This is a genomic window from Mesorhizobium sp. M0037 (assembly GCF_040323635.1).
GTDB lineage: Bacteria > Pseudomonadota > Alphaproteobacteria > Rhizobiales > Rhizobiaceae > Mesorhizobium.
This window is the reverse complement of sequence record NZ_JAMYVB010000011.1, coordinates 148,144-174,985: the sequence shown is the minus strand read 5'-3', so window position 1 is coordinate 174,985 and position 26,842 is coordinate 148,144. Positions and strand designations below refer to the sequence as shown.

24 protein-coding genes and 4 pseudogenes are annotated in these 26,842 nt (G+C 60.4%); 20 read left to right on the top strand and 8 right to left on the bottom strand.

All coding sequences use genetic code 11. The annotated features are described in order from the left end of the window. Positions 1 to 2: 2 nt before the first annotated feature. The 3 genes from NKJ78_RS18340 to NKJ78_RS18330 all read right to left on the bottom strand — a co-directional run bounded on the left by NKJ78_RS18340 (position 3) and on the right by NKJ78_RS18330 (position 2,198). A complete protein-coding gene (locus NKJ78_RS18340) occupies positions 3 to 758 on the bottom strand; it encodes a Crp/Fnr family transcriptional regulator (protein WP_352562579.1) in 756 nt (251 codons plus the stop codon). Positions 759 to 869: 111 nt separating this feature from the next. Continuing rightward, positions 870 to 1,088 carry a hypothetical protein gene (locus NKJ78_RS18335; RefSeq protein WP_352562578.1) on the bottom strand — a complete coding sequence of 73 codons (219 nt, stop codon included), beginning with the start codon at positions 1,086 to 1,088 and terminating at the stop codon, positions 870 to 872. Between the two features lie 822 nt (positions 1,089 to 1,910). Then, entirely contained in the window at positions 1,911 to 2,198 is a 288-nt protein-coding gene (locus NKJ78_RS18330; RefSeq protein ID WP_023807047.1) for a hypothetical protein, read from the bottom strand. A 1,010-nt stretch (positions 2,199 to 3,208) separates the two neighbouring features. Between NKJ78_RS18330 and bluB the strand changes: the two genes are divergently transcribed. The 6 genes and pseudogenes from bluB to NKJ78_RS18300 form a co-directional block, all read left to right on the top strand. Further along, positions 3,209 to 3,844 carry a 5,6-dimethylbenzimidazole synthase gene (gene bluB / locus NKJ78_RS18325; RefSeq protein WP_023808081.1) on the top strand — a complete coding sequence of 212 codons (636 nt, stop codon included), beginning with the start codon at positions 3,209 to 3,211 and terminating at the stop codon, positions 3,842 to 3,844. A 329-nt stretch (positions 3,845 to 4,173) separates the two neighbouring features. Beyond that, positions 4,174 to 4,326 carry a class I SAM-dependent methyltransferase gene (locus NKJ78_RS18320; RefSeq protein WP_023807044.1) on the top strand — a complete coding sequence of 51 codons (153 nt, stop codon included), beginning with the start codon at positions 4,174 to 4,176 and terminating at the stop codon, positions 4,324 to 4,326. Between the two features lie 386 nt (positions 4,327 to 4,712). Beyond that, complete coding sequence (gene glmS / locus NKJ78_RS18315; protein WP_352562577.1) at positions 4,713 to 6,533, top strand: glutamine--fructose-6-phosphate transaminase (isomerizing); 1,821 nt, start codon at positions 4,713 to 4,715, stop codon at positions 6,531 to 6,533. A gap of 452 nt (positions 6,534 to 6,985) precedes the next feature. Then, complete coding sequence (locus NKJ78_RS18310; protein WP_031197535.1) at positions 6,986 to 7,240, top strand: helix-turn-helix domain-containing protein; 255 nt, start codon at positions 6,986 to 6,988, stop codon at positions 7,238 to 7,240. Between the two features lie 681 nt (positions 7,241 to 7,921). Next, a pseudogene (locus NKJ78_RS18305) lies at positions 7,922 to 8,804 on the top strand (IS1380 family transposase); the annotation flags it as partial. Between the two features lie 168 nt (positions 8,805 to 8,972). Then, a pseudogene (locus NKJ78_RS18300) lies at positions 8,973 to 9,137 on the top strand (LysR family transcriptional regulator); the annotation flags it as partial. Here NKJ78_RS18300 and NKJ78_RS18295 read toward each other — a convergent pair. Further along, entirely contained in the window at positions 9,124 to 10,329 is a 1,206-nt protein-coding gene (locus NKJ78_RS18295; protein WP_031356310.1) for a beta-ketoacyl-[acyl-carrier-protein] synthase family protein, read from the bottom strand. The pseudogene NKJ78_RS18300 and the gene NKJ78_RS18295 overlap by 14 nt on opposite strands. Continuing rightward, complete coding sequence (locus tag NKJ78_RS18290) at positions 10,330 to 10,605, bottom strand: acyl carrier protein (RefSeq protein WP_352562576.1); 276 nt, start codon at positions 10,603 to 10,605, stop codon at positions 10,330 to 10,332. It lies immediately after the preceding gene. A 576-nt stretch (positions 10,606 to 11,181) separates the two neighbouring features. On the opposite strand from NKJ78_RS18290, the pseudogene NKJ78_RS18285 reads away from it, so the two are divergent. Beyond that, positions 11,182 to 11,283, top strand: a pseudogene (locus NKJ78_RS18285) (LysR family transcriptional regulator); the annotation flags it as partial. 97 nt (positions 11,284 to 11,380) lie between these two features. Further along, positions 11,381 to 12,535, top strand: a pseudogene (locus NKJ78_RS18280) (IS1380 family transposase). A 71-nt stretch (positions 12,536 to 12,606) separates the two neighbouring features. Here NKJ78_RS18280 and NKJ78_RS18275 read toward each other — a convergent pair. Together NKJ78_RS18275 and NKJ78_RS18270 are read right to left on the bottom strand one after the other, a co-directional pair. Next, on the bottom strand, positions 12,607 to 12,930 hold the full coding sequence (locus NKJ78_RS18275) for a hypothetical protein (protein WP_352519777.1): 324 nt from the start codon (positions 12,928 to 12,930) through the stop codon (positions 12,607 to 12,609). Positions 12,931 to 12,986: 56 nt separating this feature from the next. Next, positions 12,987 to 13,376 carry a hypothetical protein gene (locus NKJ78_RS18270; protein ID WP_023747260.1) on the bottom strand — a complete coding sequence of 130 codons (390 nt, stop codon included), beginning with the start codon at positions 13,374 to 13,376 and terminating at the stop codon, positions 12,987 to 12,989. A gap of 559 nt (positions 13,377 to 13,935) precedes the next feature. Here NKJ78_RS18270 and queC point away from each other — a divergent pair. The 3 genes from queC to queE are packed head-to-tail and all read left to right on the top strand — an operon-like array spanning position 13,936 to position 15,721. Continuing rightward, complete coding sequence (gene queC / locus NKJ78_RS18265) at positions 13,936 to 14,634, top strand: 7-cyano-7-deazaguanine synthase QueC (RefSeq protein WP_031209007.1); 699 nt, start codon at positions 13,936 to 13,938, stop codon at positions 14,632 to 14,634. Next, a complete protein-coding gene (gene queD / locus NKJ78_RS18260) occupies positions 14,634 to 14,990 on the top strand; it encodes a 6-carboxytetrahydropterin synthase QueD (RefSeq protein WP_023673552.1) in 357 nt (118 codons plus the stop codon). Before queC ends, queD begins: the two co-directional genes overlap by 1 nt. Further along, a complete protein-coding gene (gene queE / locus NKJ78_RS18255; RefSeq protein WP_023808090.1) occupies positions 14,987 to 15,721 on the top strand; it encodes a 7-carboxy-7-deazaguanine synthase QueE in 735 nt (244 codons plus the stop codon). Before queD ends, queE begins: the two co-directional genes overlap by 4 nt. A 237-nt stretch (positions 15,722 to 15,958) precedes the next feature. On the opposite strand, the gene hemN is transcribed toward queE, so the two are convergent. Continuing rightward, complete coding sequence (gene hemN, locus NKJ78_RS18250; RefSeq protein ID WP_352562601.1) at positions 15,959 to 17,308, bottom strand: oxygen-independent coproporphyrinogen III oxidase; 1,350 nt, start codon at positions 17,306 to 17,308, stop codon at positions 15,959 to 15,961. Positions 17,309 to 17,460: 152 nt separating this feature from the next. On the opposite strand from hemN, the gene NKJ78_RS18245 reads away from it, so the two are divergent. The 9 genes from NKJ78_RS18245 (at position 17,461) to ccoS (ending at position 26,775) form a co-directional block, all read left to right on the top strand. After that, positions 17,461 to 18,207: a Crp/Fnr family transcriptional regulator gene (locus tag NKJ78_RS18245; protein ID WP_031356309.1), complete on the top strand. Its 747-nt coding sequence runs from the start codon at positions 17,461 to 17,463 to the stop codon at positions 18,205 to 18,207. Between the two features lie 554 nt (positions 18,208 to 18,761). Next, positions 18,762 to 20,372 carry a cytochrome-c oxidase, cbb3-type subunit I gene (gene ccoN, locus NKJ78_RS18240; protein WP_352562575.1) on the top strand — a complete coding sequence of 537 codons (1,611 nt, stop codon included), beginning with the start codon at positions 18,762 to 18,764 and terminating at the stop codon, positions 20,370 to 20,372. A gap of 11 nt (positions 20,373 to 20,383) precedes the next feature. After that, a complete protein-coding gene (ccoO, locus tag NKJ78_RS18235; protein WP_352562574.1) occupies positions 20,384 to 21,115 on the top strand; it encodes a cytochrome-c oxidase, cbb3-type subunit II in 732 nt (243 codons plus the stop codon). An 11-nt stretch (positions 21,116 to 21,126) separates the two neighbouring features. Next, positions 21,127 to 21,276 carry a CcoQ/FixQ family Cbb3-type cytochrome c oxidase assembly chaperone gene (locus NKJ78_RS18230; protein ID WP_023766610.1) on the top strand — a complete coding sequence of 50 codons (150 nt, stop codon included), beginning with the start codon at positions 21,127 to 21,129 and terminating at the stop codon, positions 21,274 to 21,276. A 2-nt stretch (positions 21,277 to 21,278) separates the two neighbouring features. Beyond that, on the top strand, positions 21,279 to 22,142 hold the full coding sequence (ccoP, locus tag NKJ78_RS18225; protein WP_023822528.1) for a cytochrome-c oxidase, cbb3-type subunit III: 864 nt from the start codon (positions 21,279 to 21,281) through the stop codon (positions 22,140 to 22,142). A 127-nt stretch (positions 22,143 to 22,269) separates the two neighbouring features. Next, the gene (gene ccoG, locus NKJ78_RS18220) at positions 22,270 to 23,829 is read left to right on the top strand and encodes a cytochrome c oxidase accessory protein CcoG (protein WP_352562573.1); all 1,560 of its coding nucleotides are present in this window, start codon (positions 22,270 to 22,272) and stop codon (positions 23,827 to 23,829) included. Further along, the gene (locus NKJ78_RS18215) at positions 23,826 to 24,323 is read left to right on the top strand and encodes a FixH family protein (RefSeq protein WP_023750568.1); all 498 of its coding nucleotides are present in this window, start codon (positions 23,826 to 23,828) and stop codon (positions 24,321 to 24,323) included. The genes ccoG and NKJ78_RS18215 overlap by 4 nt, the downstream gene beginning before the upstream one ends. Next, complete coding sequence (locus NKJ78_RS18210) at positions 24,320 to 26,608, top strand: cation-translocating P-type ATPase (protein ID WP_352562572.1); 2,289 nt, start codon at positions 24,320 to 24,322, stop codon at positions 26,606 to 26,608. Before NKJ78_RS18215 ends, NKJ78_RS18210 begins: the two co-directional genes overlap by 4 nt. After that, positions 26,605 to 26,775: a cbb3-type cytochrome oxidase assembly protein CcoS gene (gene ccoS, locus NKJ78_RS18205; RefSeq protein WP_023806655.1), complete on the top strand. Its 171-nt coding sequence runs from the start codon at positions 26,605 to 26,607 to the stop codon at positions 26,773 to 26,775. The genes NKJ78_RS18210 and ccoS overlap by 4 nt, the downstream gene beginning before the upstream one ends. The last annotated feature ends 67 nt before the right edge of the window (positions 26,776 to 26,842 follow it).

Below are 26,842 nucleotides of genomic sequence, written 5' to 3'. Positions count from 1 at the left end.
GATCAATGCAGTTTGCCGACTAGCCGAGCGTATTCGGCTTCAGCCCTGCCATATGACCCATCTGCCAGCGCAATTAGACGCGCGCGATCAAGAATGACTACCTCTCCTCGCATTGAGCGTATCAGACCTTGGCCCTCCAAGGTTTGCAGCGCTATGGTGACGCCGGGCCGCCTGACACCGAGCATAACTGATAAGAACTCGTGCGTAATCGCAAAGCTGTTCCCCTCGACGCGATCATCACACATCACCAGCCATCTTGAGAGCCTATCGACGATGTTCATCCGGGCATTGCTGAGCGCGGTGAAGCTTGCCTGGAGGTGAAAGTAGTGAACGTAGCGGAGCAGAAAACTTCGCAGGGTTGGGCTTGTCAAAAGCGCCTTGGTGAAGAGGCCCGCGTCGATAACAAAGGCTCGGGCTTCTAATTGGACGTAACAATCGTGCGTTGACCGGTCATCGCCCATGATAAGCGCTGAGCCGGTCATACCCTCACAACCTATGATTCCGATCTCAGCTTCAATACCAGGCCGCAGTTCGCCCACCACTGACCCGAGACCGCTCTCGAAGAAGTACACGGTTCTGATTGGAGACCCCGCCACTTCGAGATGCGTCTTCAGTCCAAGGGAGACGCTTTCCAAATGAGGTTGCAGCAAGGCCAAATCTGCCGAGCACATTCGAAGCAGCAGCGAATTGCGATAGATGGAATTTTGGCCTGTGTCGCATTGCGCGGCAGTGTGATTTTGTGAACTGGAATCTGTCATAGCTCCCTCTCCCTATTGGGGCGGAAGCATGTTGATCGCTCACAGCCGACGGACGCCCTTAGAGTTGCCGTCGATGGCACACTGTACGCCTGCGGACCGCGGATGTCCCATTTATAAATAACTGCGTTGATCGGCGCGAGCCAAGGTTTGGCGCACCCGCTCTAACGCCGCATTCAAATGCTCCAGAAATTCGTCATCGCTTTTGGTCGCCAAGCCGACTTGTCGAGCGCGAGTTACAATGCGCTCCTGGAGTGAAACCGCTGTCTCGTAGTGGTCGACGATCATCTGAAATGAAGCGCTCATTGGGGAGGATTCAAAGAGCTGTGCCATTGTGGCAATGTAGTTCCACGATGATGAGAGTCCATGCGGCCGCCGCTTGGGTAACAATCGTACAATATACCCAAGACTGGCCGCGCTCTTTGGTTAGCCTCCAGTAGCCTTGCGAGGCGCAGCTTCTCGTCGCCCTTCTCCTCGTGACCCGGCCGACCGGTCCCGGCTTCAGCCATTCCGCCTTGTCCTTCTTATGCTCCTTCGGGACCGGGACGCCGACCTCGCCCTGCACACGATCCCATAGCGTTTGCCTCTTGTCGGCCTTGAAGGCTAACATCGCCCGCCCTTGTAGGACCGCTTTTCAGCCATGATCACCTCGGGGGGCTGAACGAAGCGCGTGCTTGTCGACTCTGTCGGTCGTCGCAGACGCTTACGGAGGCCTCACCGAAGAGGGCGATGCGCACTCCGGCTCGACGACGGCTGTCGAAAATCAGACTGATGTGGATGCACTACCATCGATCGGCACTAAGATTCTCGACCTCGGCAATAAGCTCCTCTGTACAGCAAGCGACCTTCCTGCCTCGCAATATCAAAAGTCAAACCCCGCCGCAGATGCATATGCCTGGCAGCACGCGTCGGTCTTTGGCCACGCATCTGCCAAACCGAAATCAAGTAGCCCGCCAGCGCGCGACCCTCAACGCGATCTTGATCATTGCAGTCGGGCAATAACTCATCTCTTTGGAGCTTGGTGGTGATATATAGGCGCCCAAGCCAGCGCTAATATTGCATGGAGCTAAAATGCCCGCTAAGATTTCTTGGGTGTTAGCTGGCGGGTATTTGATGGGGTTTGGTCGTCTAGGCGCGGTCGCTCTGGTTCTGGCGTTATTCATCAGCAGCGCTCATGGCCAAGAATCCTGCGACCCTAACTACACAGGCGCCTGTGTTCCAATCGCCAGCGATGTCGACTGTTCCTCCGGAAAGGGCAATGGTCCCGCATACGTACACGGGCCGGTCTCTGTCGTAGGCACCGATATCTATGATCTTGACCGAGACGGCGACGGAATAGGTTGCGAAAACGGCTAGAGGAGGCAAGTCGCCCTCCAACTTCATGACGGCACCAGCCCATCCGCTGTTGATGGTAACGGTCATCTCCGGGTTGAGGGTGAGCAACGTTCCCAGCCATTTGCATCAAATATTAGGACCTCGTAAATGCGACTTGTGGCGACTCTGCGGTACGACGGTCGAACACCGTCCACGTCTCATCCGTCTCCTGCCATACGTTTGTCAGTTGGTAGCTGATTGTAGAATGTGCCAGTAACTGGGGATGCTCATCGCGTTCCACATGCGCGAGCCCTGATGCGCGTCAGTTATTTTTACTCTCCGAGAACCACTGGCCCGGGCGATGTTTCTCCGAGAAGAACAAAGAGGTAGATGGTTCCGGCATGGTCCCACCAATGCTTTCCCCTTGTGAACGGCATCCAAACTTTTCGGCGGGCTTGAACAGCGGCCGCCTTTGGCGGCTGTCGTAGGGCTGATGATAGACTCCATTCCAGCTCTTTCTAATGTGTCGTCCGAACAGTGAACGAAAGTAGAACATGTAATTCAAGCGCGAATTGACCGTGAGAGGGATGAGCTCCAATTTGGGTCATGCCTGACGCTGCTGGAAGACGAAATTGCGGTAGCGACTGGAAGCTCAGCGATGCCCCAAATGAAATTGGGCAGCTGGTGCTGTCCGCTGCGGCGCTATGACGTCAGACGATGGTATCTGCCGAATGACCTGGGAATCTTCGGGGACGTCGAGGCCGGTCGTGGTCGGAAGCAAACTGAGTTGCAGGCGGTGCTGTAGGAACGAGTATATGCAAGCTGAGACGCCTGTCGCCGTCTCCGCGTTCCAGGCCGACGTTCTCCTCGTTCCGAGGCTTGGTGAGCGATACGGGTGCGCCTGAGTGTCAATGGCGCATTTAGCAACGGCCTGGTACACGATTCACCGCCCTGCGAGCTGATCGAACTGGCTTGGTCGATTGCATCGTAATAGCGCCGCCCACCAGGAAAGATTTTTCTATCGTTTGCGGTTGGGGTCGCATGACGCGATTGTCGGACGCAACAAGCCAGCTTGGCAATAGGCAGAGGCTGTCCACACTGTACTCCCTAGTGCCCAATCCATACCTAACGAGACCGCCATGCCGTCACCTCCAGATTTCACCGACGATTTTCGCTCCGGGCTGATCACGCTGCTGCGCTGGCGCAGGGATGTGCGGCGCTTCGAGCCAACGGCTCTGCCAGAGGGTACGCTGGAACGCCTGCTCGAGCTCGCCAGCATTGCGCCCTCCGTTGGCCTCAGCCAGCCCTGGCGCTTCGTAGTGGTCGAGAGCCTCAAGCGGCGCACTGCCGTGAGAGACTGCTTCGAGCGCTGCAATGCCGAGGCGCTCACGCGCTTTTCGGGAGAGCGCGCCGCACTCTATGCCCGGCTGAAGCTTGCCGGGCTCGACGAGGCGCCCTGTCAATTCGCGGTCTTCGCCGACCACACGACCCGACAAGGCCATGGGCTCGGTCGCATGACCATGGCGGCGACCATCGACTATTCGGCCGTCATGGCAGTGCACACACTGTGGGTGGCGGCGCGGGCGGAGGGCATCGGCATGGGCTGGGTGTCGATCCTCGATGCGACCGAGATGGCCCAAATTCTCGACACGCCGCCCGAATGGACGCTGATCGGCTATTTCTGCCTCGGCTATGCCAGCGAGGAGCACGACATGCCGACCTTGGAACGCGAATGCTGGGAACATCGGCGGCCGCCGGTGGTGATCAGGCGGTAGTGGGGCTGCCTATCATTCGCCTCTTCCGTGGCGATGAGCTTGACGCAGATCGGGTCGCCCTTCGCCACGTTGCCATTCCGACCGAAGCCGAGGTTCGTGTTCTTGCAAAGGCTAGGAAAGAGCAGCATGACAAGCGCGACCGCAGCGAAGATGGCGCTTGCGACAACCGGGCTGAAGCCGGGCTTGGAGGTGGTCGACCTCTGTTGCGGGGCGGCTGTGCCGATCGCCACAATCGCCCGCCATGTCGTCGCACTACGCCGACCAGCTGGAGGCCGCGCAGCGCCGGCTGACCGGCGCCGGCGCGACCAATTGCGAATTCGTCGCCGGCTATGCGCTATGAACTCGCTACTCTGGTGGTGTCACGCCCCGTCGACTTCGTCTTCACGGCCAACGCCTTCGACGGCGTCCCGGACCGACCGCGGCTGGCACGTGCCGTGCGCGAGGCGCTCGCCCCCGGCGGACATTTTGTTATCGTCAACTGACACCGGCAGCCGCGCGAGACGACGACGGTCCTGAAGCGAACTCAGGCTGTCGCCAAGACAGACCATCGCCGATGCCCAAGTCGGCGGCACAATGCTCCTACCCGCAGGTCCGTCGTCCGTCCACTGTCCAAGGCCTCCCGGCCTTTCTGAGGCCGTGATCCTGCCGCGGGTGTGAGTTTGCGATCCTCATAAGAGCGTCAGGCGCGAATAGAAGTTTGGGTCGTGGCCCCACAGCGGCCGACCTATCCATCGGGTGGATGGTAGTTATCACAACAATCAATTTTACCAATATTATGGATTACTACTACAAGGCCGCCACTTAAAGCGGCCGGACGGGTATCCGTCTCGCGTGGGCTGGTGCTGCCCGCAAAGATGCGGAGACGAACATGTGCGGGATTGTTGGCATCGTTGGGCAACAGCCGGTGTCGGATCGGTTGATCGGCGCGTTGAAGGGTTTGGAATATCGCGGCTATGATTCCGCCGGCGTTGCGACGATCATCGAGGGTGCCTTGCACCGCCGGCGCGCCGAGGGCAAGCTCGTCAATCTCGAGACGCGACTGAAGGAAGAGCCGCTGAGCGGCAACGTCGGCATCGGCCACACGCGTTGGGCAACCCACGGGGCCTCGACCGAACGCAATGCGCACCCGCACTTTAGCGACGGTGTCGCCGTAGTCCATAACGGCATCATCGAGAATTTCACCGAGCTGAAGGACGAATTGGCGGCGGATGGCGCCGAGTTCCAGACCGACACCGACACAGAGGTCGTTGGGCATCTCTTGGCAAGATACCGCCGAGAGGGCATGAGGCCGCAAGAGGCCACGCGTGCCATGCTGAAACGCGTCAAGGGCGCCTATGCGCTTGCCATCCTCTTCGAAGATGAACCGACGACCATCACGGCGGCGCGCAACGGACCACCGCTCGCGATCGGTCACGGCGACGGCGAGATGTTCCTGGGCTCCGACGCGATCGCCCTTGCTCCTTTCACCAATGAAATTACCTATCTCATCGACGGCGACTGGGCCGTCGTCGGCAATTCGGGCGCCCATATCTTCGATATCGACGGCCGTCCCGTCGAGCGTCCGCGCCATATCTCCACGGCCGCGGCCGATCTGGCCAACAAGGGCAACCATCGCCACTTCATGGAGAAGGAGATTTACGAGCAGCCCGAGGTCATCGCCCATGCTCTCCGTCATTACATTAACATCATAGACAGTCGCGACATGGTTCCTGGCATTGATTTCGCCAAGGTCCCGAGCTTGGCGATCTCTGCCTGCGGGACCGCCTATTTCGCCGGACTGATCGGAAAATACTGGTTCGAGCGCTATGCGCGCCTGACGGTTGAAATCGACGTTGCGTCCGAATTCCGTTACCGCGAGATCCCGTTGCCGCCGCAGTCGGCGGCTCTTTTCATCTCGCAGTCCGGCGAAACCGCCGATACGCTTGCGTCATTGAGGTACTGCAAGGAGCGTGGGCTGAAAATTGGCGCTATCGTCAATGCCTGCGAATCGACCATCGCTCGGGAGGCCGATACGGTTTTCCCGATCCTTGCCGGACCGGAGATCGGCGTCGCCTCTACCAAGGCTTTTACCTGCCAGCTTGCCGTTCTAGCAGCACTCGCCATCGGCGCGGCCAGAGCCCGCGGGACCGTCCCCGAAGACGAGCTGCAGGGGCTCGTCAGGAGCCTCGCCGAATTGCCGCGCGTGATGGGCCACGTACTCGAGTGCATCCAGCCGGAAATCGAGTTCTTGTCGCGCGAACTGTCAAAGTGTCGTGACGTCCTGTATCTCGGCCGTGGCACCAGTTTCCCGCTAGCGATGGAAGGTGCGCTGAAGCTCAAGGAGATTTCCTACATCCATGCCGAGGGCTATGCAGCGGGTGAATTGAAGCACGGGCCGATCGCCTTGATAGACGAGAACATGCCAGTGATCGTCATCGCGCCCCATGACCGTCTTTTCGACAAGACCGTTTCCAACATGCAGGAAGTGGCTGCCCGTGGAGGGCGGATTATCCTCATCACCGATGAAAAAGGGGCAGCCGTATCGAAACTCGAAACCATGCACACGCTCGTGCTGCCGGTTGTCGACGAGATTATCGCGCCAATGATCTTCTCGCTCCCGATACAGCTTCTAGCCTACCACACGGCGCTCTTCATGGGGACGGATGTAGACCAGCCGCGCAATCTCGCAAAATCGGTCACGGTCGAATGATTGTGAACCTGTACAGGTGGCGATGCGCCTCCAGGAAAGCGGTACCCCTTGTCTGGATCCGAAGCCCGGATGAAACCAGATGACCATTGTTTGCTGCAATTGCGAAACTCGGTAGCGGTTACGAGCGGGTCTTTCGCTGCCTCGCCGGTGGAGATTGGCCGAAGGAAGCAGTGTCCTGCCGAAAATTCGAGTTGCTGTTCAAGAAAGCCATCGGCGAGAATGGTCCACGAAGGATCGCAGGTCGCATGCGCTACGCCGACCAGGCTCTCAGCACGGGCAGCCTTGATACTTGATCAGAAGGAGGTGAGCCGCCATATTCCGGCCCGGCCAATTCAGCGGCCCATCCCATGCATGAGGCCGGTTCGGCCGAATGGACGACCATTTTTTTTATTTGCTAAGTGTGCGCCTCGGGGAGGAATCTCCGAGGGAGCTCCCAGTTCTTGGAGATGTTTATGAAGGATTCGCGCATTCCCGAACCAGTCTTGACGGCTATGTCCCAGGGAACCCACATCGTCCGCGCTTATCGCGAGCACCTTGGATATTCGATCGACGACCTGGCGGTCGCGTGCGGGCTGGCCGCTGAGGAAATCCAAAACATCGAGCGAGGTCTGAGGTACAGCAAGGGCTATCGGGATCGGATAGCGAAATCGCTTTCCATACCTGTGGGAATTCTTGAGTCGGAGTTGGACATTTCGGACGCCGCCTGAACAGTCGGATGATCTGCAATGGGTGGACTAGCTGTTGTGATGTGAAGCTTGCGGCTGATGTCGACGCTTGATTCGATTTGATGCGATGCCTTCTGGCGCAGCTCGCCGAACAACAAAGCGATATAGCCGCCCGGAGTGCTACGAAACGTGCACGACGGCATCGGCTCGCGACGAAGGACTAACGGCGAACTCTTCCTAGTTCGGCAAGGCGATGCTGGCTTGAGCATCAACTCGGCCTACGGGCTGAATCGTCCAACATGGCGAGTCGCGCCGCTCTGAAATTAACATGGCGGGCATCCTGACGTTTCCGGGTTGACTATGGGCGTTCGAACCACGAAAAGGGGCCGCTCTTCGTGAGTGGCGTGCGCCGGCAGTCTGACCCCCAAGCCCCCCGCCCAGGCTGCCGGCGCGCTTCTAGAAAGATCGAAGTAGGCACTCGCTTGCGCTCTGCCCGCTCACACCTTGTGGTTCCTCCTGCGGGTCCAGCGGACCACCATGGGTGTCGCCAGTTCTGGTGGTTACGCGCGTCCATTTGCGATCTCGTTCGGTGAGTGCACCGCAAGCACCCTCTCTGCTAGCCTGAAAAATTCATGGGGGTTGGTGGATGTGGCGCAAGCCTTGAAATGACGTAGGATTTGGTTGCTTAAGCCGATCCGAAATTTCCCGGAGACCACACCCACCATGAACGATGTTGCGCTGCCGCTGAGCGGTTTGTCATCAGTCGGCGGCAAGTCCGTCGTCGCCCGTTTCGACGGCGGCATGCTGTCGTCCAACAGCGGCGTTCTGGCCTTGGCCGAGGTGGAAAAGCGGTTGCGGGTGGCCGAGCGTCTGGCGCGTTGCATCGACGATCCGCGCTGCCCGGACCAGGTCGTCCACAGCCTGGCGGACATGATCGGCTTTCGCATGAAGATGATCGCCGCGGGCTACGAGGACGGCAACGACGCCAACCGGCTGCGCCGCGATCCGGTCTTCAAGATGGCCCAGGATGCGCTGCCGTCGGGTCGGGATCTGGCGTCGCAATCGACGCTGTGCCGGCTGGAGAACCTACCCGGCGTGCGGGAGTTGGTCGATGGGACGGGTGATGGTCGATCTCTATTGCGCCTCGTTCCGGCAGGTGCCGAAGCGGATCGTACCCGACATTGACGACACCTTCGACGCTGTGCACGGAGGCCAACAGCTTCGCCTGTTCAATGCCCACCATGACGAGTACGGCTTCCAGCCGATCGTCGTGTTCGATGGTGCGGGACGGTTCGTCAGCGCGATCCTGCGACCGGCCAAGCGGCCGAGTGGGGCTGAGATCCGCCCCCACCTGCGCCGTCTGGTGCGGGCGATCCGGATCAACTGGCCGAACATTCGAATCCTGCTCCGCGGCGATAGCCATTATTGCAACCCGCAGGTCATCGACTGGTGCCGCGCCAACGACGTCGACTTCATCTTTGGCCTCGCGCCCACCACGACCCTGCGCAAGCATGTCGCGGATCTGGATGCCAGCACGACGGCACGCTTGGAAGCGTCGGCCAAGACAGGCAAGGTCCGCAGGTTCAAGGAGCTCGTTGACGGCGCCCGCGGCGCGGCCGGGCCGGCAGCACTCAGGCGGCTATAACGGGCGCAGAGCCGACCCTGCGGCTTCCAGACATTATCGTGTACAGCTTCAGACCCTCAAGCCGAGCCCGCAGGGCCTCGCTTACCTTTTACGGGGCGGCGGTACGTCCAAGCCGCTTCAACAGTTAAGAATTTCGCAAAGACGATACCCCCGGATCGTCGAGCTTCCGCTGCCACTTCCCGCATTCGCCGAGGCGGTCAATGACCCGCCCTTCACAATAGTTATCTGGCAAGCATCTGGATGCGAGAGATAATGTTGCCGGAGGCATCTCTCATGGCCTCTACACCTGCCTGAACGCCAGAACCGCGTTCGTGCCGCCAAAGGCGAAGGAGTTGCTCAGTGCCACGCGCACCTTGCGCTCGCGTGCCACATTGGGCGTGACGTCGAGATCGCAATCGGGGTCCAGCTCACGATAATTGGCAGTCGGCGGCACGACGCTCTCGCGGATAGCCATCACGCAGGCGATCAACTCGAGCGCGCCGGACGCGCCGAGGCAATGCGCGTGCATGGACTTGGTAGAAGAAATGGACATTGAGAAGGCGTGCTGACCGAAGACGCGCTTGATCGCCGCCGTCTCGATCTGGTCGTTGGCCTTTGTGCCGGTGCCGTGCGCGTTGAGATAGTCGACATCCTCGGCGTCCAGCCTGGCATCGGCAAGGCAGGCCCGCATTGCTGCCTCCGGCCCCTCGACAGTCGGCGCGACGATGTCGGACGCATCGGCGGAAAGGCCGGCACCGGCAATTTCGGCAAGGATGGTGGCGCCCCGAGCCAGGGCATGCTCGTAGCTTTCCAGCACCGCCATGCCGGCGCCTTCACCAAGCGATAGGCCCTGGCGATCGGCCGAGAATGGCCGGCAAGCATCGGGCGAAAGCACGCGGATCGCTTCCCATGCCTTCAGCACACCCCATACGAGCGGCGCTTCGCTGCCGCCGGCAAGCATCACGTCGGCCCGGCCGTGCCTGATCTGGTCCACCGCGCAGGCAATCGCATGGTTTGCCGAGGAACAGGCGGACGTGACGCCGAAGACCGGCCCGCGCAGGCCGAGACTCATGCTGACCTGGCCGGCAGCGGCACCCGGCATCGCCTTGGGTACAGTCAAGAGAGCGGCACGCTTACCGCCCAGCAGGATGGCGCGGTAGGTTTGCTCGATCGCATCCCACCCGCAGCCGCCAACGCCCACCGTCGCACCGAAGCGATAGCTATTTCCCTCTTTGGAGGAAAGTCCGGCCTGACGCATGGCTTCGCGCGCCGCAAGAACAGCGAGCAGGCTGAAGCGGTCCATGGAGATGAGTTGCTTGCGGTCGATGTCATGCTCCGGCAGCGCTTTGATCTCGGCACCAATCCTGACCCTCAATTCATGGAGCTCGGAGTTGACGATTGGGCCGATGGCGGAGCGGCCTTCTCGCATCTCTGTCCAAATGGCGGCGGTGTTGGTCCCAAGCCCGCAAATCCCGCCAATCCCAGTAATCACGACGCGCCTGTCCATTCACACCCCCGTAGCGAGCAAGCTGCGCACGGCTTCCACCATGTCCCCAACATTCTGGAGATCCGACCATGCCTCGGCCGTATTCATCTCGATCTCGATGCCGTAGGCCTGCTCCAGGTCCCAGAGAACGTCCGCCAATCCCAGTGAATCGATACCGAGCGAAGTCAGTCTCGTGGCAGCCGTTATCTCGCCGCCTGTGGCAGCCGCTATGCCGCCCTCCGACGCGGCGCGCTTCTTGATCATGGCGATTATTTCGTTGGCGAGTTGATCTGCCATCTTGTTTCCTTTCCAGCTTGCGTTTTCGGCGTCGTTCAAAACCCGAATCGCGTCGCGTTGCCAAAATTGCCCCTCATGGAGCCCTGTGCGCCGACCAAGCCCAATGCCCATAGGAACCGGACGAGTTCCGGCTTCTGCGGCGTCAGCCCGATGACGAAGAAAAGTCGCCGGCCTCCCGCTTTTGCGCCAGCACATCAAGAATCTGCGTGTAAATGGATAGGAACCGTCGTCAAACGTCAGCTAAACGCTGCGACGGTGGGTGCTGTCAGCGTATTCACTCGGCACCTCATATGTAATCGAGATGTTTCATAGCTCCGGACCAGTTGCGATCAACTATTGTACCGGTCCGCCATTCGTCGGAGAGTTCGACATGATCGGAGCGCTGCCTCTCATTTCCAGTACAATCTCCACCGCACGCGACAGATTTCCTCTTTCGGGCTCTTCTCAAGGGACTCGCCACGCGATAGGGGCAGTGATCGGCGCACTTGAGATCCTGCCAGGTCCATGCGACATTCCGGAAAATTGGTAAAATCCTTTGTTTCAATCAAATTCATCCACGCTATGGATAGCTAAGACATGCGTTTCAAAGGGCTCGATCTGAATCTTCTCGTCGTTCTCGACGCGCTGCTGAGCGAGCGCAGCCTCACGGCGGCGGCACGCCGCATCAACCTAGCCAAATTCATGGGGGTTGGTGGATGTGGCGCAAGCCCGTTGAAATGACGTAGGATTTGGTTGCTTAAGCCGATCCGAACCATTTCCCGAGACCACACCCACCATGAACGATCTTGCGCTGCCGCTGAGCGGTTTGTCATCAGTCGGCGGCAAGTCCGTCGTCGCCCGTTTCGACGGCGGCATGCTGTCGTCCAACAGTGGCGTTCTGGCCTTGGCCGAGGTGGAAAAGCGGTTGCGGATGGCCGAGCGTCTGGCGCGTTGCATCGACGATCCGCGCTGCCCGGACCAGGTCGTCCACAGCCTGGCGGACATGATCGGCTTTCGCATGAAGATGATCGCCGCGGCTACGAGGACGACAACGACGCCAACCGGCTGCGCCGCGCTCTCGACACCTTCGACGCTGTGCACGGAGGCCAACAGCTTCGCCTGTTCAATGCCCACCATGACGAGTACGGCTTCCAGCCGATCGTCGTGTTCGATGGTGCGGGACGGTTCGTCAGCGCGATCCTGCGACCGGCCAAGCGGCCGAGTGGGGCTGAGATCCGCCCCCACCTGCGCCGTCTGGTGCGGGCGATCCGGATCAACTGGCCAAACATTCGAATCCTGCTCCGCGGCGATAGCCATTATTGCAACCCGCAGGTCATCGACTGGTGCCGCGCCAACGACGTCGACTTCATCTTTGGCCTCGCGCCCACCACGACCCTGCGCAAGCATGTCGCGGATCTGGAGGCCAGCACGACGGCACGCTTGGAAGCGTCGGCCAAGACAGGCAAGGTCCGCAGGTTCAAGGAGCTCGTTGACGGCGCCGCTAGTTGGAGCCGCGTCGAGCGCATCATCGCGCGGGTCGAGGTCGGCGCCCACGGTGGCGATATCCGCTTCATCGTCACCAACCTTGCAGGTGGGAAGGCCAAGGCGCTCTACGAGAATGTCTACTGTCGGCGCGGCGCGGCCGAGAACCACATCGTGGAAGACGCATCTTGCCGCCGACCGCACATCCTGCACCAGAGCGACGGCCAACCAGTTCCGGTTATTCCTGCATGCCGGCGCCTACTGGCTCATGTGGGGCTTGCGGGCCGCGATGCCGAGGCGCTCGAGCTTTGCCGTCGCCCAATTCGACACGCTGCGATTGCGCCTCATCAAAATCGCTGCGCGGGTGGTCGAGATGAAATCGCAAATCCGCCTGCACCTGCCGACATCGTGCCCCGACCAGCGCATCCTGCGCATCGTCCTCGATCGCATCCCCCAACTCGCGACATAACGATGGGCGCAGGCGCCCGAAACGAACCCGTCGACCGCAACCTGTAAACCCCCGCCTGCCATCACGACGGATCATCGCCGGCACCCGACGAGGCTTGTCAAAATGCACAGGGCGGCCAGATCGCCGATGCAGGCCGCCGAAAGCTCATCGCCGTGCATCAAGGCGGCTAGATGGCAACGAGGCTTATGCCGCCCGTGCATCGCAGCTCCATATGCATGAGGGGTCGTCGCTTCAAAATACTTGATACATTTGCGCTTGCGTAGCTCCTTGCATGCGCGCGATGCCAGGAGGAGACCTCTGTCTAAATGCTCGCATCGATGCAACGCCGTTGACACCATCATCGCGGCGACCGCTTTGCCACGGCCGCCGCAGCCCTTTTCGAGCATCACGATCATGCCGGCGCCATCGCAGTGATGCACATGCAAATTCAGAGATGCACTCTGGCCATATGCTAGGTGCCCAGCATATGTCCGGCATCCCGCAACGCCGCTACGAAAAGACGGGCATTGCCGTTGGCATCCATCTTGGCCTGCATCGACAGGGGCATCCTGTGCCAGCTCTCCAAGGCCGCAATGTAATGTGAGAACATACCGTTAACGATGCAATAGTGGGTAACTAGGCCGTGTCCGTCTAACGCCAGCACGCCGAATTGGCCGCCGTGATATCGGATGGCTGCGACCCGCTGGACCTGCGCGTCACCGTCGATCCGAACGTCGAAAAGCAGGCTGCCGCGGCTCCTGGTGGCTATCTCGGCGGCTTTTTCAGCGAAGCTCAACGAGAGCGAGCGGACGCTTTCGACTGCCATCTGTAAAACCATCAAGTTCAGTTCATCCACTGCCATGAGGTACCTGTGCGCAAGACATGGGTGATTGCAATCGACCACACCGCTTGTTCACAGATGTCGGCTCCGACCGGTTATTCAGGGTTCGCCGGTCATCCATTGAGGGCGTGCTCATCAAAATAATCCTGAAGTGGAATGCGCTGCATCTACGAAGCGCGAGGAGAAGCCAGCCAAAGCTGTCGCGACAATTGATCTCATAATCCATCCCGATATCTGGATTTCGGCATCGCTGAACATCCCTGGTAAGTGAGCTGTTTGCGGCCAGCCCATCTCGGCTTTGTACCCCGAAACCGTTGCACCGGCGTCGCTCGGCGCTCGGGACCGCCAGGCTCTGCTCGTCGAGAACTTTGTCCCCGAGAAGCGTTCGACTTTGAGCATTCCGCTGAAGGGTGACGTCTCGCCAGTCCGTGTCCTTGCAGCTCACCGCGAGGGCTTTTTGCGCATCGCACGCAAGCGCACGAACTGGTCTCCGTTCACTTCACAAAATGGTTTTCCTGAAGTACTGGAGCGCAGAGAAATCTCCGGTCGCAGCCTACCCGGTTAAAACAAGGACCCAACGATGAAGACTCTCGTCGTCTGCTCCGGCGGATTGGATTCCGTTACTCTTGCCCACAAGGTGGCAGCGGAGCACCAGCTTACCGGCCTGCTATCGTTCGATTACGGCCAACGGCATAGGAAGGAATTGGGCTACGCCACCCTTTGCGCGGAGCGCCTGAGTGTCCCGCAGCGAATCATCGATATCCACGAGATCGGCGGCGGCCTTTCCGGCTCCGCGCTGACCGACAATGTGGACGTGCCCGACGGGCACTATGCCGAAGACACGATGAAGATAACCGTGGTGCCCAACCGGAACGCCATCATGTTGGCCATTGCCTTCGGCCTCGCCGCAGCGCAAGACGCTGACGCAGTGGCGACGGCCGTGCATGGTGGGGATCACGTTGTCTATCCCGATTGCCGTCCGGCCTTCATCGACGCTTTCCAGATGATGCAGGACCACGCGCTCGACGGCTACGCGCAGATTCGCCTTTATGCACCCTATGTGAACCTGGCGAAGGCGGACATTGTTACGGATGGAGCCACATACGGCACGCCGTTTGCTCAGACCTGGTCCTGTTACAAGGGCGCCGAGCGTCATTGCGGGAGGTGCGGGACCTGCGTCGAGCGGCGTGAGGCGTTTCACATCGCTGGGCACCCGGACCCAACCGAGTATGAGGACTCCGACTTCTGGCTCGGAGCGCTGCGAAGGACCACGGCGTAATGTTCCGCATCACCAAGGAATTCCACTTCTCAGCCTCGCATCAGCTCACCTCATTGCCACCCGATCACCAATGCGCGCGCCTGCACGGACATAACTACATCGTCGAAGTGGAGCTTTCAGCGGATGGACTGGACGATCACGGCTTCGTGCGCGACTACCACGACTTGGCGCCATTCAAACGCTACATCGACGAGAGCTTCGACCACCGACATCTCAACGACGTGCTGGGACACGAGCAAGTCACGGCGGAATATCTGGCCAGACATTTCTACGACTGGTGCAAGGCACGCCTGAGCGAAACCGCGGCCGTGCGGGTGAGCGAAACGCCGAAAACCTGGGCGGAATACCGGCCATGACGAATACTCATCCCGCAATCCGCGTTAGCGAGATTTTCGGGCCGACGATCCAGGGCGAGGGCGTGCTCATAGGTTTGCCGACGATCTTCGTCAGAACCGGCGGGTGTGACTATCGCTGTTCCTGGTGCGACAGCCTCCATGCTGTGGACAGCCAATTCCGCCATGAATGGGAGATGATGTCCGTTGGGGCGGTGTGGAAAAATGTGCTTGCCCTTTCCGGTGGCCGCCCGCTGATGGTGTCGCTATCAGGCGGCAATCCGGCCATCCAGCCGCTCGGCGCGCTCATCGACCGGGGCCATGGTGACGGTTACCGTTTTGCGCTGGAAACCCAAGGGTCGCTTGCCAGGGACTGGTTTGCGCAGCTTGACGTGCTGATCCTCAGCCCAAAGCCGCCGTCAAGCCAAATGACGACAGATTGGGCCGCTGTCGAGGCGTGCCTCCAGGCGGCACAAGGCAAGCCCCAAGTCGTGCTCAAGCTCATTGTTTTCGACGAAAGGGACTACACCTACGCGAAAGACGCCGCTGCGCAATTTCCGCAACTTCCGATCTATCTGCAGCCCGGCAATCACACGCCGCCACACCCCACAAATGATGACGCGCCTGTCGACCTTGACGGAATATTGAAGCGCATGGAGTGGCTGGTTGACAGCGTGACCCGCGACAGATGGTTCGAGGCCCGCGTGCTACCGCAGCTGCACGTTGTGCTCTGGGGTAACAAGAGAGCCGTCTAGCCCAGGCCCTTTCCACTGGAACTGCGCCGGCAGAATTCGGGTGAACGGGTGGTTCAGGTCGAAGGGAGCTGTCGCCGAAAACCATGATCCGACAGGCAGGGCTCGAGCGGACGATATCGTCGCTGCGCCAAGACGCGTCTGGTCCGCTCCGAATCTTGTTTCGATACGACGGTCGCCGATCAACAAACGTACCGCGGTCCATGACCGACTGAGAGGCATGACCGTTCGACTGAGTGCTCAGACTGCCGCCGAGTGCCTGGCCGTTCCAGCTTCGAAATATTTGTCGAACCTGGCCGCGATGCTTCGGACGAAAGGGCGACTTTCAGCCGGCACAACGAATCTGTCGCCATCAAGTTCAAGCAATCGAACCGGATCGTGGAGGGCCATGGAACTTGACTGAAGGAGGAGCCTCTGGCCGGCCTCGCCGAAGCGTTCCACCAGATCGATGGCCGAGAAGGCGAAGTCGCACATCAAACGTTCGATGATCCAGCCGCGAACGCGGTCGTCGTTGGAAAATGCGATACCCCGAACAGCGGCCAGCCCGCCGTCATCAACCGTGCATCGATATTCGCTGGTCGAAGGCATGTTCTGCGCATAGCCCTGCCGAAACTGGCTGATGGACGATGGGCCTAACCCAATCAAGGTTTCGCAGCAATCGTCGGTGTAACCCTGAAAGTTCCGGTGCAGTGTTCCGGCGCGGGCGGCAAGGGCCAGGGCATCGCCGGGTTTGGCGAAATGGTCGAGGCCGATTGCTTCGTACCCCTGGTCCACGATCGCCCGCGCCGCCAGTTGCGATTGAGCAAATCTCTCCGCGGGACCGGGCAGCCATGCCTCGTCTATCATCGTCTGATGTTTCTTGAACCACGGCACATGGGCGTAGCCAAAAAGCGCTATCCTGTCCGGCTCCAGGGTCAGTGCCTGCGCGACCGTTGAGGAAACGCTCGCCCTGGTCTGGTGCGGCAGGCCGTACAGCAGGTCTAGATTGACGGATTCGACGCCGCGCGAACGAACACCGTCGACTACCGCTTTGGTCTGCAAAAAGCTCTGCTCGCGGTTGATTGCCTTCTGAACCTTCGGATCGAAGTCCTGGACGCCGAGGCTCGCACGAGTCATGCCGATTTCGGCAAGCGCATCGAGGCGGGCTCCATCCATATCGTTGGGTTCGATTTCAACGCTGATCTTGGCGCCGGGAAGAAAGCCGAAGCTGTTGCGCAGGGCGGTTCCCAGCGCCACCATATCTTCGGGTTTGAGCATGGTCGGCGAACCGCCACCGAAATGGACGGCACGGACGCGACCCTTGCCTGCGACAAGACTGGCGACGGTGGCGATCTCGGCATGCAGTGAGCGCAGATATGTGGTCACCGGTTCGTAATGGCGTGTCTGCTTGGTATGGCAGGCACAGAACCAGCAAAGCTTGTCGCAGTAAGGGATGTGCAGATAGAGCGAGATCTCGTCACCACCGCCGAGCGCTTGCAGCCAGCCACGACAAACGGCAGCATCAACGCCTGGATGGAAATGGGGCGCGGTCGGGTAGCTCGTATAGCGCGGGACGTTCTCGCCAAATCTGGCAACTAGCTTTTGTCGCATGTCGTGGTCCACCGTGTTTGCGTCGCCCGAACTGTGGATGCTTGGATGAGCCTAAGCCCTGATTTCGATCAACCTTCAGCACGGACAAACTGCCGCAAGGATTTTTCTACCGTGGATGCTATCCTGCCCGCACGGACCGGTAGAGCGATCGAATGACATTACGGCAGGATATTCACAGTTCAGGCATCCCCGTTCTTTGCCTGTCTTGCGAGGCACGGCGCCGCGGTGTCTGTGGCGCGCTAGAGCCAGACCATTTGGCTTACCTCGCCAAGACGTCGTCGCGGCACAATATTGAGCCGGGGGTCGAACTGATCGGCGACGCCGAGGCGGTCGACTGTTATTCGAACGTGCTTTCAGGCGTGGTGAAGCTCACGAAGAGCCTGTCAGATGGACGCCAACAGATTGTCGGCCTGCAGTTCGCCCCGGATTTTCTGGGTCGGCCCTTCAAGATGAAAAGTGCGATCAATGCCGAAGCGGCAACAGCTGTCTCGCTATGCTCGTTTCCCAGAGCGGCCATCGAACGGATGATGAAGCAGTCACCCGAATTTGTGCATCGCCTGCTCAAGCAGGCGCTGAACGAACTTGACGAGGCCCGCGAATGGATGGTGACTCTGGGGCGCAAGACCGCACCAGAGAAGGTGGCGAGCTTTCTCCTCATGATTGCCCGGAACATCGACTCCAATGTTGACCCCGCGGCTAGGTCGGCGTGCTTCGAGCTGCCGATGACGCGTGCCGACATCTCTGATTTCCTTGGAATCACAAACGAGACCGTGAGCCGTCAGCTGACCAGCCTGAGAATGGACGGCGTGATTCGGATCGAGAACAACCGCCGCGTCACCGTGGACAGCATGAGCCGGCTGGAACGGCGCTGCGGCGGCCGAGGCGCTACAGCCGTTTGAATGACGCAGAAGCTGCATGGCCCACGCCACTTACTTCATTCGGGGCAGGGCATGCTCGCGTTGGGCTCAGAAGAAATCGCGTAGCGACAGCCCGTTCTCCATCCGATCGTATGCGCCAGTTGCGTTTCGGCTCGTGGGCGAAGCATCCACACTTGGCCGAAGTCAATACGCCTCATCCGCAGGGGAAAATCGCCGTCTCCCCAAAGCCATGAATGTCACGACGGCAGCGTAACGCTGGCGCTGGCTGTTCCAAGGCATTGAACGCGGGGTTCGGTAAGGCATCGGCCTGCTTTCCAGCGTCACAGAAGGTGCGCTTCCCCACCCGCCCGCGATCGCCTCCGTACCCGGGCCCCGACCGGGGACGCCGGGCCTGTCCATAAACCGGCGGCCGGTGCTGCACTTCCACATTCGATCGCCACAGTCTGATCGCACCGAACTCGATGCTGCTCGAGCAAAATGGTGCGGCTCTGACATGGATCAGGGCGAGCAGGCGACGGCTGCGCAATAAGGCACCGTGGTTTGGCATCCGCCGGAATTGGAAATCGGGGCTTGCGATGAAATTCGGCAAAGAAATCGTGCTTCTAAGCCTGTTCGCATTCGCGGCTTTGGTGGCGGCTGGCGCTGGGGTGGATGAACCCTTTCGCCAGCATATGTGGGTCTTGTTCTTCGCCTTGGCTGGCTTCACTGCGATCCTACTGCGTAACACTGAGTTCAAGCCTGCCGCTCCGATCGACCCGTCCGCCTACATGGATGGTCCAATCCGCTATGGCGCCATCGCCACCATGTTCTGGGGTGTCATCGGCATGCTTGTCGGCGTGGTAATCGCGCTGCAGCTTGCCTATCCCGATCTCAACATACAGCCCTGGTTCAACTTCGGCCGCTTGCGGCCTCTGCACACCTCGGGCGTCGTCTTTGCCTTCGGCGGCAACGCGTTGCTTTGCACGTCTCTCTATGTCGTCCAACGCACATGCCGCGCTCGGCTGTTCGGTGGCGATCTCGCCTGGTTCGTGTTCTGGGGCTACCAGCTCTTCATTGTCATGGCCGCGACCGGTTATCTGCTCGGCATCACCGAGAGCCGCGAATATGCGGAACCCGAATGGTATGTCGACATCTGGCTGACCATCGTCTGGGTCGCCTACCTGATCCTTTTCCTGGGCACGATCTTGAAGCGCAAGGAACCGCACATCTACGTCGCCAACTGGTTCTATCTCTCCTTCATCGTCACCATCGCGATGCTGCATGTGATCAACAACCTCTCGATGCCGGCCTCCTTCCTCGGATCCAAGAGCTATTCCGCATTTTCCGGCGTCCAGGACGCCCTGACGCAGTGGTGGTACGGCCACAATGCCGTCGGGTTCTTCCTGACCGCCGGCTTCCTGGGCATGATGTATTATTTCGTGCCCAAGCAGGCCAACCGGCCGGTCTATTCCTACCGCCTGTCGATCGTCCATTTCTGGGCAATCATCTTCCTCTACATCTGGGCCGGGCCCCATCACCTGCACTACACCGCTTTGCCTGACTGGGCGCAGACACTCGGCATGGTGTTCTCGATCATGCTGTGGATGCCGTCATGGGGCGGCATGATCAATGGCCTGATGACGCTGTCGGGCGCCTGGGACAAGCTGCGCACTGACCCGATCATCCGCATGATGGTGATGGCCATCGCCTTCTACGGCATGTCGACCTTCGAGGGCCCGGTGATGTCAATCAAGACGGTCAATTCTCTGTCGCACTATACCGACTGGACCATCGGGCACGTCCATTCGGGCGCACTCGGCTGGGTTGGCATGATCTCGTTTGGCGCAATCTACTTCATGGTGCCGAAGCTGTGGAACCGTGAACGGCTCTACTCGCTGCGCCTCGTGACCTGGCACTTCTGGCTGGCGACGCTTGGCATCGTTGTCTACGCCGCGGTGATGTGGGTGTCCGGCATCATGCAGGGCCTGATGTGGCGCGAATACGACGAGCAGGGCTTCCTGGTCTACTCCTTCGCCGAAACCGTGGCCGCCATGCATCCTTATTACATCATGCGCGCCATAGGTGGGGCCATGTACCTCTCCGGCACCCTGATCATGGCCTGGAACATCGCCATGACCATCCTCGGCTACCGGCGCGAGCAGGATCCGATGCCGCGCTCCACCCCCGCCCTCCAGGTTGCGCGATGATGAGACAGAAAATGAGGTTGATGAACAGACACGCGGTTATCGAGAAGAACGCTACACTTCTCCTCCTCGGGTCGCTTCTCGTGGTCACCGTGGGCGGTATCGTCGAGATCGCGCCGCTCTTCTATCTCGATAATACGATCGAGAAGGTGGAAGGCATGCGGCCTTACTCGCCGCTCGAACTGGTCGGGCGCAACATCTACGTCCGCGAGGGCTGCTACCTCTGCCACAGCCAGATGATCAGGCCGTTCCGTGACGAGGTCGAGCGCTACGGCCACTACAGCCTGGCGGCCGAGTCGATGTACGACCACCCGTTCCAGTGGGGATCGAAGCGCACCGGACCGGATCTCGCCCGCGTTGGCGACCGCTATTCCAACCTGTGGCACGTGGATCACCTGACAGATCCACGGTCCGTGGTGCCGGAATCGATCATGCCGAGCTATGCCTTCCTGAAGGACAAGCCGATCGCGGTGAAGGACTTCTCGACGCATCTGGTCGCAAACCGGCGTGTCGGTGCCCCTTACACCGATGACATGATCGCGCATGCTAACGCCGATCTGATGACGCAGGCTGATCACAACGCCGACACGTCCGGCCTCGAGGCCCGCTACCCCAAGGCCAAGATCGGCGACTTCGACGGCAACCCGCAGCAAGTCACCGAAATGGACGCGCTGGTTTCTTATCTCCAGATGCTGGGCACGCTGGTCGATTTCAAGAACTACGATGAGACCGCCGGCTACCGCTGAGGACAATGGCGATGACGTACAATTTCATGCGGGAGTTTGCCGACAGCTGGGGCCTACTTGCCATGGCTCTTTTCTTCATCGGATCCGTTGCCTTTGCACTTCGTCCCGGCAGCCGCAGGCAAGCCGGCGAAGCAGCTCAAATTCCTCTGAAGGAGGACTGATCATGAGCAGCGATCACATTGACGAGGTTTCCGGCATCTCAACCACCGGTCATGAGTGGGACGGCATCCGGGAGCTCAACAACCCGCTTCCGCGCTGGTGGATCTGCACATTCTACATCACCATAGTCTGGGCGATCGGCTACACGATCGCCTATCCGGCATGGCCTCTACTGCACACGGCAACCAAGGGTGTGCTCGGCTATTCTAGCCGCAACGATGTCGGGAACGAGTTGTTCGGGGCTGAAGCGGCTAAGGGTAAATATGTCGCCGCAATAGAGTCCAAAAGTGTTTCGGAGATCGCGGCGGACGACACGCTGCGCGAATTCGCCGTCGCCGCCGGCGGTGCCGCGTTCAAGCTCAATTGCGTGCAGTGCCATGGTTCCGGCGCCCAGGGCTCCAAGGGCTTCCCCAACCTCAACGACGACGACTGGCTGTGGGGCGGCAAGGCGGACCAGATTCAGCAGACGATCACCCATGGCATTCGCTTCGCCTCCGATCCGAATACGCGCCTGTCGGAAATGCCCGCCTTTGCCGACATCATCACCGCCGACCAGATCAAACAGGTCAGCGCCTACGTCGCCAGTCTGTCGGGGGCCGTCGTCAATCAAGCATTGGTCGCGCCGGGCGCAAAGGTCTTTGCCGAAAACTGCGTGGCCTGTCATGGCGACAATGCAAAAGGCAACAAGGAACTCGGCGCTCCAGATCTGACCGACGCCATCTGGCTCTACGGGTCAGGCGAAGCGGCCATCGCCGCCCAGGTAACCGCACCGAAACACGGCGTGATGCCGGCTTGGGGCGCGCGCCTCGGCGAGATCAAGGTCAAGGAACTGACGGTCTACATCCATTCGCTTGGCGGCGGAGAATAGGAAAGAAGCCTATTCTCGTCCTCCCCCTCCCGCCAAGCGACGAGGCCCGGCGCAAGCCGGGCCTCGGCATCATCCAGTGCCGATGAGTCGGCTCCGGCGAAATCGTCGCTGGTGACTGGAGCTTCTCGTGCTCGATAACACGCAAATAGAACGGATCGAACCCACGACGGTCAACTCCGCCAAAGTGCGCCAGCCAATGTATGCCGCGCGCAGGAAGATCTTCCCGAAGCGGGCCTCGGGCAGCTTTCGCCGATTCAAATGGATCGTGATGGCGATCACGCTGGGCATCTACTATCTGACGCCGTGGCTGCGCTGGGATCGGGGTCCGTTTGCCCCCGACCAGGCCGTGCTGCTCGATGTCGCCAACCGGCGCTTCTACTTCTTCTTCGTCGAGATATGGCCGCAGGAATTCTACTATGTCGCCGGTCTTCTGGTCATGGCCGGCGTCGGTCTTTTCCTGATCACGTCAACGGTCGGCCGTGCATGGTGTGGCTACACATGCCCACAGACCGTATGGGTCGATCTGTTCCTGGTCGTCGAGCGTGCGATCGAGGGCGACCGCAACGCCCGCATCAAGCTCGATGCCGGTCCTTGGACCACTCGTAAGCTTGTGCTGCGGGCATCGAAACACGTCACCTGGCTGGTCATAGGCGCAGCGACTGGTGGCGCATGGATCTTCTATTTCGCCGATGCGCCGACCCTGCTCGGCGAACTCTTCACCGGCACGGCAGCGCCTGTCGCCTACATCACCGTCGCGGTTCTGACGGCGACGACCTACACGTTTGGCGGGCTGATGCGCGAACAGGTCTGCACCTATATGTGCCCATGGCCGCGCATCCAGGCAGCCATGCTCGACGAGAGCTCGCTCACCGTCACCTACAATGATTGGCGCGGCGAACCGCGCACGCCTCACGCCAAGAAGGTTCTTGCCGCAGGGCATCCCGTCGGCGATTGCGTCGACTGCAATGCCTGTGTCGCCGTCTGTCCGATGGGGATCGACATACGCGACGGTCAGCAACTCGAATGCATCACCTGCGCGCTCTGCATCGATGCCTGTGACGGCGTCATGGACAAGCTCGGCAAAGCGCGAGGACTGATCTCCTACGCGACGCTCTCCGACTACAACGCCAACATGATCCTGGCCACCGCCGGCGGCGCCAGCTCGGTCGATCCATCACTGGTCAGGACGGATGACGGCCTGTTTTCGGACAGGGTGGCGCATTTCCAGGTCCGCAAGATCTTTCGGCCACGCACCTATGTCTACATGGCGACGTGGTCGCTGATCGGACTGGGCCTGCTCTTTTCGCTGCTGACGCGCGACCGGCTCGAAATCAATGTCCTGCACGACCGCAACCCGCAATTCGTGACGCTCTCGGACGGCTCGATCCGCAATGGCTATACCGTCAAGCTGCTGAACATGATCCCCGAACCGAGAACGATTATCGTCACCCTCGGGGGTTTGCCAGGCGCGGAGATGAGCATCGTTGGCGTCGATCTCCCCGCCGATCGCTCCTTTGCAGTCCAGGTCGAACCCGACCGGCTGAAGATGTTGAAGGTTTTCGTGCGCCTGCCCGCCGACCAGATTCATGGCCAGGCGCAGACCTTCACATTCCGGGTCGAAGACAAGGTCAGCTTCGAGTCCAACGAATACACCGCCACCTTCAACTCGCCGGAGATCGCCAGATGAACGCCACCACGCGAAACCCCCGCGAGTTCACCGGCAGGCACATGTTGGCCACGATCCTTGCCTTTTTCGGCGTGGTCATCGCGGTCAATCTCACGATGGCGACGCTTGCCAACACAAGCTGGACCGGCCTTGTCGTCGAAAATACCTATGTCGCGAGCCAGCAATTCAACAAGAAGGCCGAGGAAGGCCGTGCGCAGGCAGCGCTTGGCTGGACCGGCCAGTTGACCATCGCATGGGGCGAAGTCCGCTATTGCATCATCGACGCCGCGGGCAAACCGGTTTCCCTGCATGGCGTGAAGGTGCTGTTTCGCCATCCGGCTTACGAGAAAGAGGATGAGTCCGTCACGCTCGCCCTGGTCTCTGGCCAGGAGTTTGCAGCACAACACGTGCCAAGGGATGGTGTCTGGATCATCGAAATAGACGCCGATGCCGGCCTGGCAAGACCTTATCGCGACGTGCGCAGGGTCATGATTTCCAATGGAGCGCTAAAATGAGCTGCTGTGCACCGGGCGCGGAAGTCGCGCTGGATCTTGTCAGCGCCACTTCAGTTCTGCTGTCCAGCCAGGAGGTCAGGCTGGCCAGCCGATCGCTTGGCGACGACCTTCATCAGACCGACCTTTCGGTGCCGACCGTTCATTGCGGCGCCTGCATCCAGACGATCGAGACGGCCTTGGGAAAACTCGGTCACGTCGAGGCAGCTCGCGTGAACCTGTCAACCAAGCGGGTCTCAGTCCGCTGGCGCGGCGACGAGGCTCCACCTTTGGTCGCTGTGCTCGGCCGGCTCGGCTATCAGGCGCATTTGTTCGAAGCCGAGATTGATGCAAAGGACAAGATGCTTTCGGAGCTTATCCGCGCCGTCGCTGTTGCCGGCTTTGCTGCGGGCAACATCATGCTGCTCTCGGTGTCGGTCTGGTCCGGCGCCGAGGGCGCCACCCGCGACCTGTTCCACTGGGTCTCGGCTCTCATCGCCATTCCTGCGCTGGCCTTCGCCGGCGGGATCTTCTTCAAGTCGGCGTGGAATGCGCTGCGCCACGGCCACATGAACATGGACGTGCCGATAGCCGTCGGCGTGTCGCTGGCCTACGCCATGAGCCTCTATGAGACGATCACCCATGGCGACCACGCCTATTTCGACGCATCGGTATCCCTGCTGTTCTTTCTCCTGATCGGTCGCACGCTCGATCACGTGATGCGGGAACGCGCCCGCACCGCTGTGAAGAGCCTGTCACAATTGGCCGCACGCGGTGCCATGGTGCTGCGCGGCGATGGCGCTCGGGACTATCTGCCGGTGGGCGAGATCGAACCGGGCATGCTGTTGCTGATCGCCGCCGGCGAAAGGATCCCCGTCGATGGCAAGATCGCGCGCGGGACATCGGACGTCGACTGCTCCCTGGTCTCCGGCGAGAGCACGCCCAGTAGCGTGGCGCCGGAAGACACCGTGCAGGCCGGGGTCCTCAACCTCACCGGTCCGCTGACGATTGAGGCGACAGCGGCCGCCAAGGATTCGTTCCTGGCGGAAATGGTTCGGTTGATGGAGGGCGCCGAAGGTGGTCGCGCCCGGTATCGCCGTATCGCCGACCGCGTGTCGGCACTCTACGCGCCCGTGGTTCATCTCACCGCCTTGGCAACCTTCCTGGGCTGGATGGCGGTGACTGGCGACTGGCACCGGGCGATGACGATCGCAATCGCTGTTCTCATCATCACATGCCCGTGCGCGCTTGGCCTCGCCGTTCCAATCGTTCAGGTGGTGGCCGCGCGGCGCCTGTTCGAAAACGGCATCATGGTCAAGGACGGCTCGGCCATGGAGCGCCTGGCGACGATCGATACAGCCGTGTTCGACAAGACCGGGACGCTCACGCTTGGGAAGCCACGGCTCGTCAACGCAGCTTCGATTGATCCCGCCATGCTGGCAATCGCTGCCGACTTGGCCGCGCATTCGCGTCATCCATATTCAAAGGCCATTGCCAGCTTTTCCGTCAGCAGCAGCCAGCACAAATTCGACGCGGTGACCGAGCACCCGGGTTTCGGGATCGAAGCCACAGCCGCCGGTAGCATCTGGCGGCTGGGTAGACGCGGATGGGCTGGCTGGAAGGCTCGAACCGGCGGCGAAGGCAAACATGGCTACGGCGGAACAGTCCTGACGAAAAACGGCATGATTGTCGCATCCTTCGTTTTCGAGGATGCGCTACGCCTCGACACCAGGGCAGCGATCGATCAACTGCGCAACGCTGGTATGTGCGTGGAAATGCTGTCGGGCGATACCGCGAAAGCCTGCGCCGAGGTTGCCGACATGCTTGGTGTCGATGACTTCGTTCCCTGCCTGCTGCCGTCCGGCAAGGTTGAACGCATCGAGAGCCTGGCGAGAGACGGGCACAAGGTTCTGATGGTTGGCGACGGGCTCAACGACACGCCGGCGCTGAGCGCCGCGCATGTCTCGATCGCACCCGCCACCGCCGCCGACATTGGCCGCAATGCAGCCGACTTCGTTTTTCTGCGCGAAAGCCTCTTGGCGATCCCGCTGGCGCTGGACGTGTCGCGCAAGGCGGGAAGCCTGATCCGACAGAACATAACAATTGCTATCGTTTACAATGCTGTGGCCGTGCCGATCGCCATTCTGGGTCATGTTACGCCTCTGATCGCGGCGGTCGCGATGTCTGCCTCGTCATTGCTTGTGATTGGAAATGCGATGCGTCTGCAAGGCTTCGCAACGGGTGCGTCGTCCGCAATTGCGCGGCGAGACAGGCGCGCGCGGGCCGGCACCTTGACCGAATCCTCATGACGACGCTCGTCTACCTTATCCCGGTAGCGCTATTCCTTGGTGCACTCGGCCTGTCCGGCTTCCTGTGGGCGTTGAGAAGCGGCCAGTACGAGGATCTCGATGGCGCGGCGGAGCGCATTCTCATCGACAGCGACGACGGCGCGGAGAATCCTCCTCGTTCCAAGTGACTCAGATCAACGCGCCGCGGGGTCGGGATGTCCTATCGTCGTCCGACGAAAGATCAGGAGGGTGAGG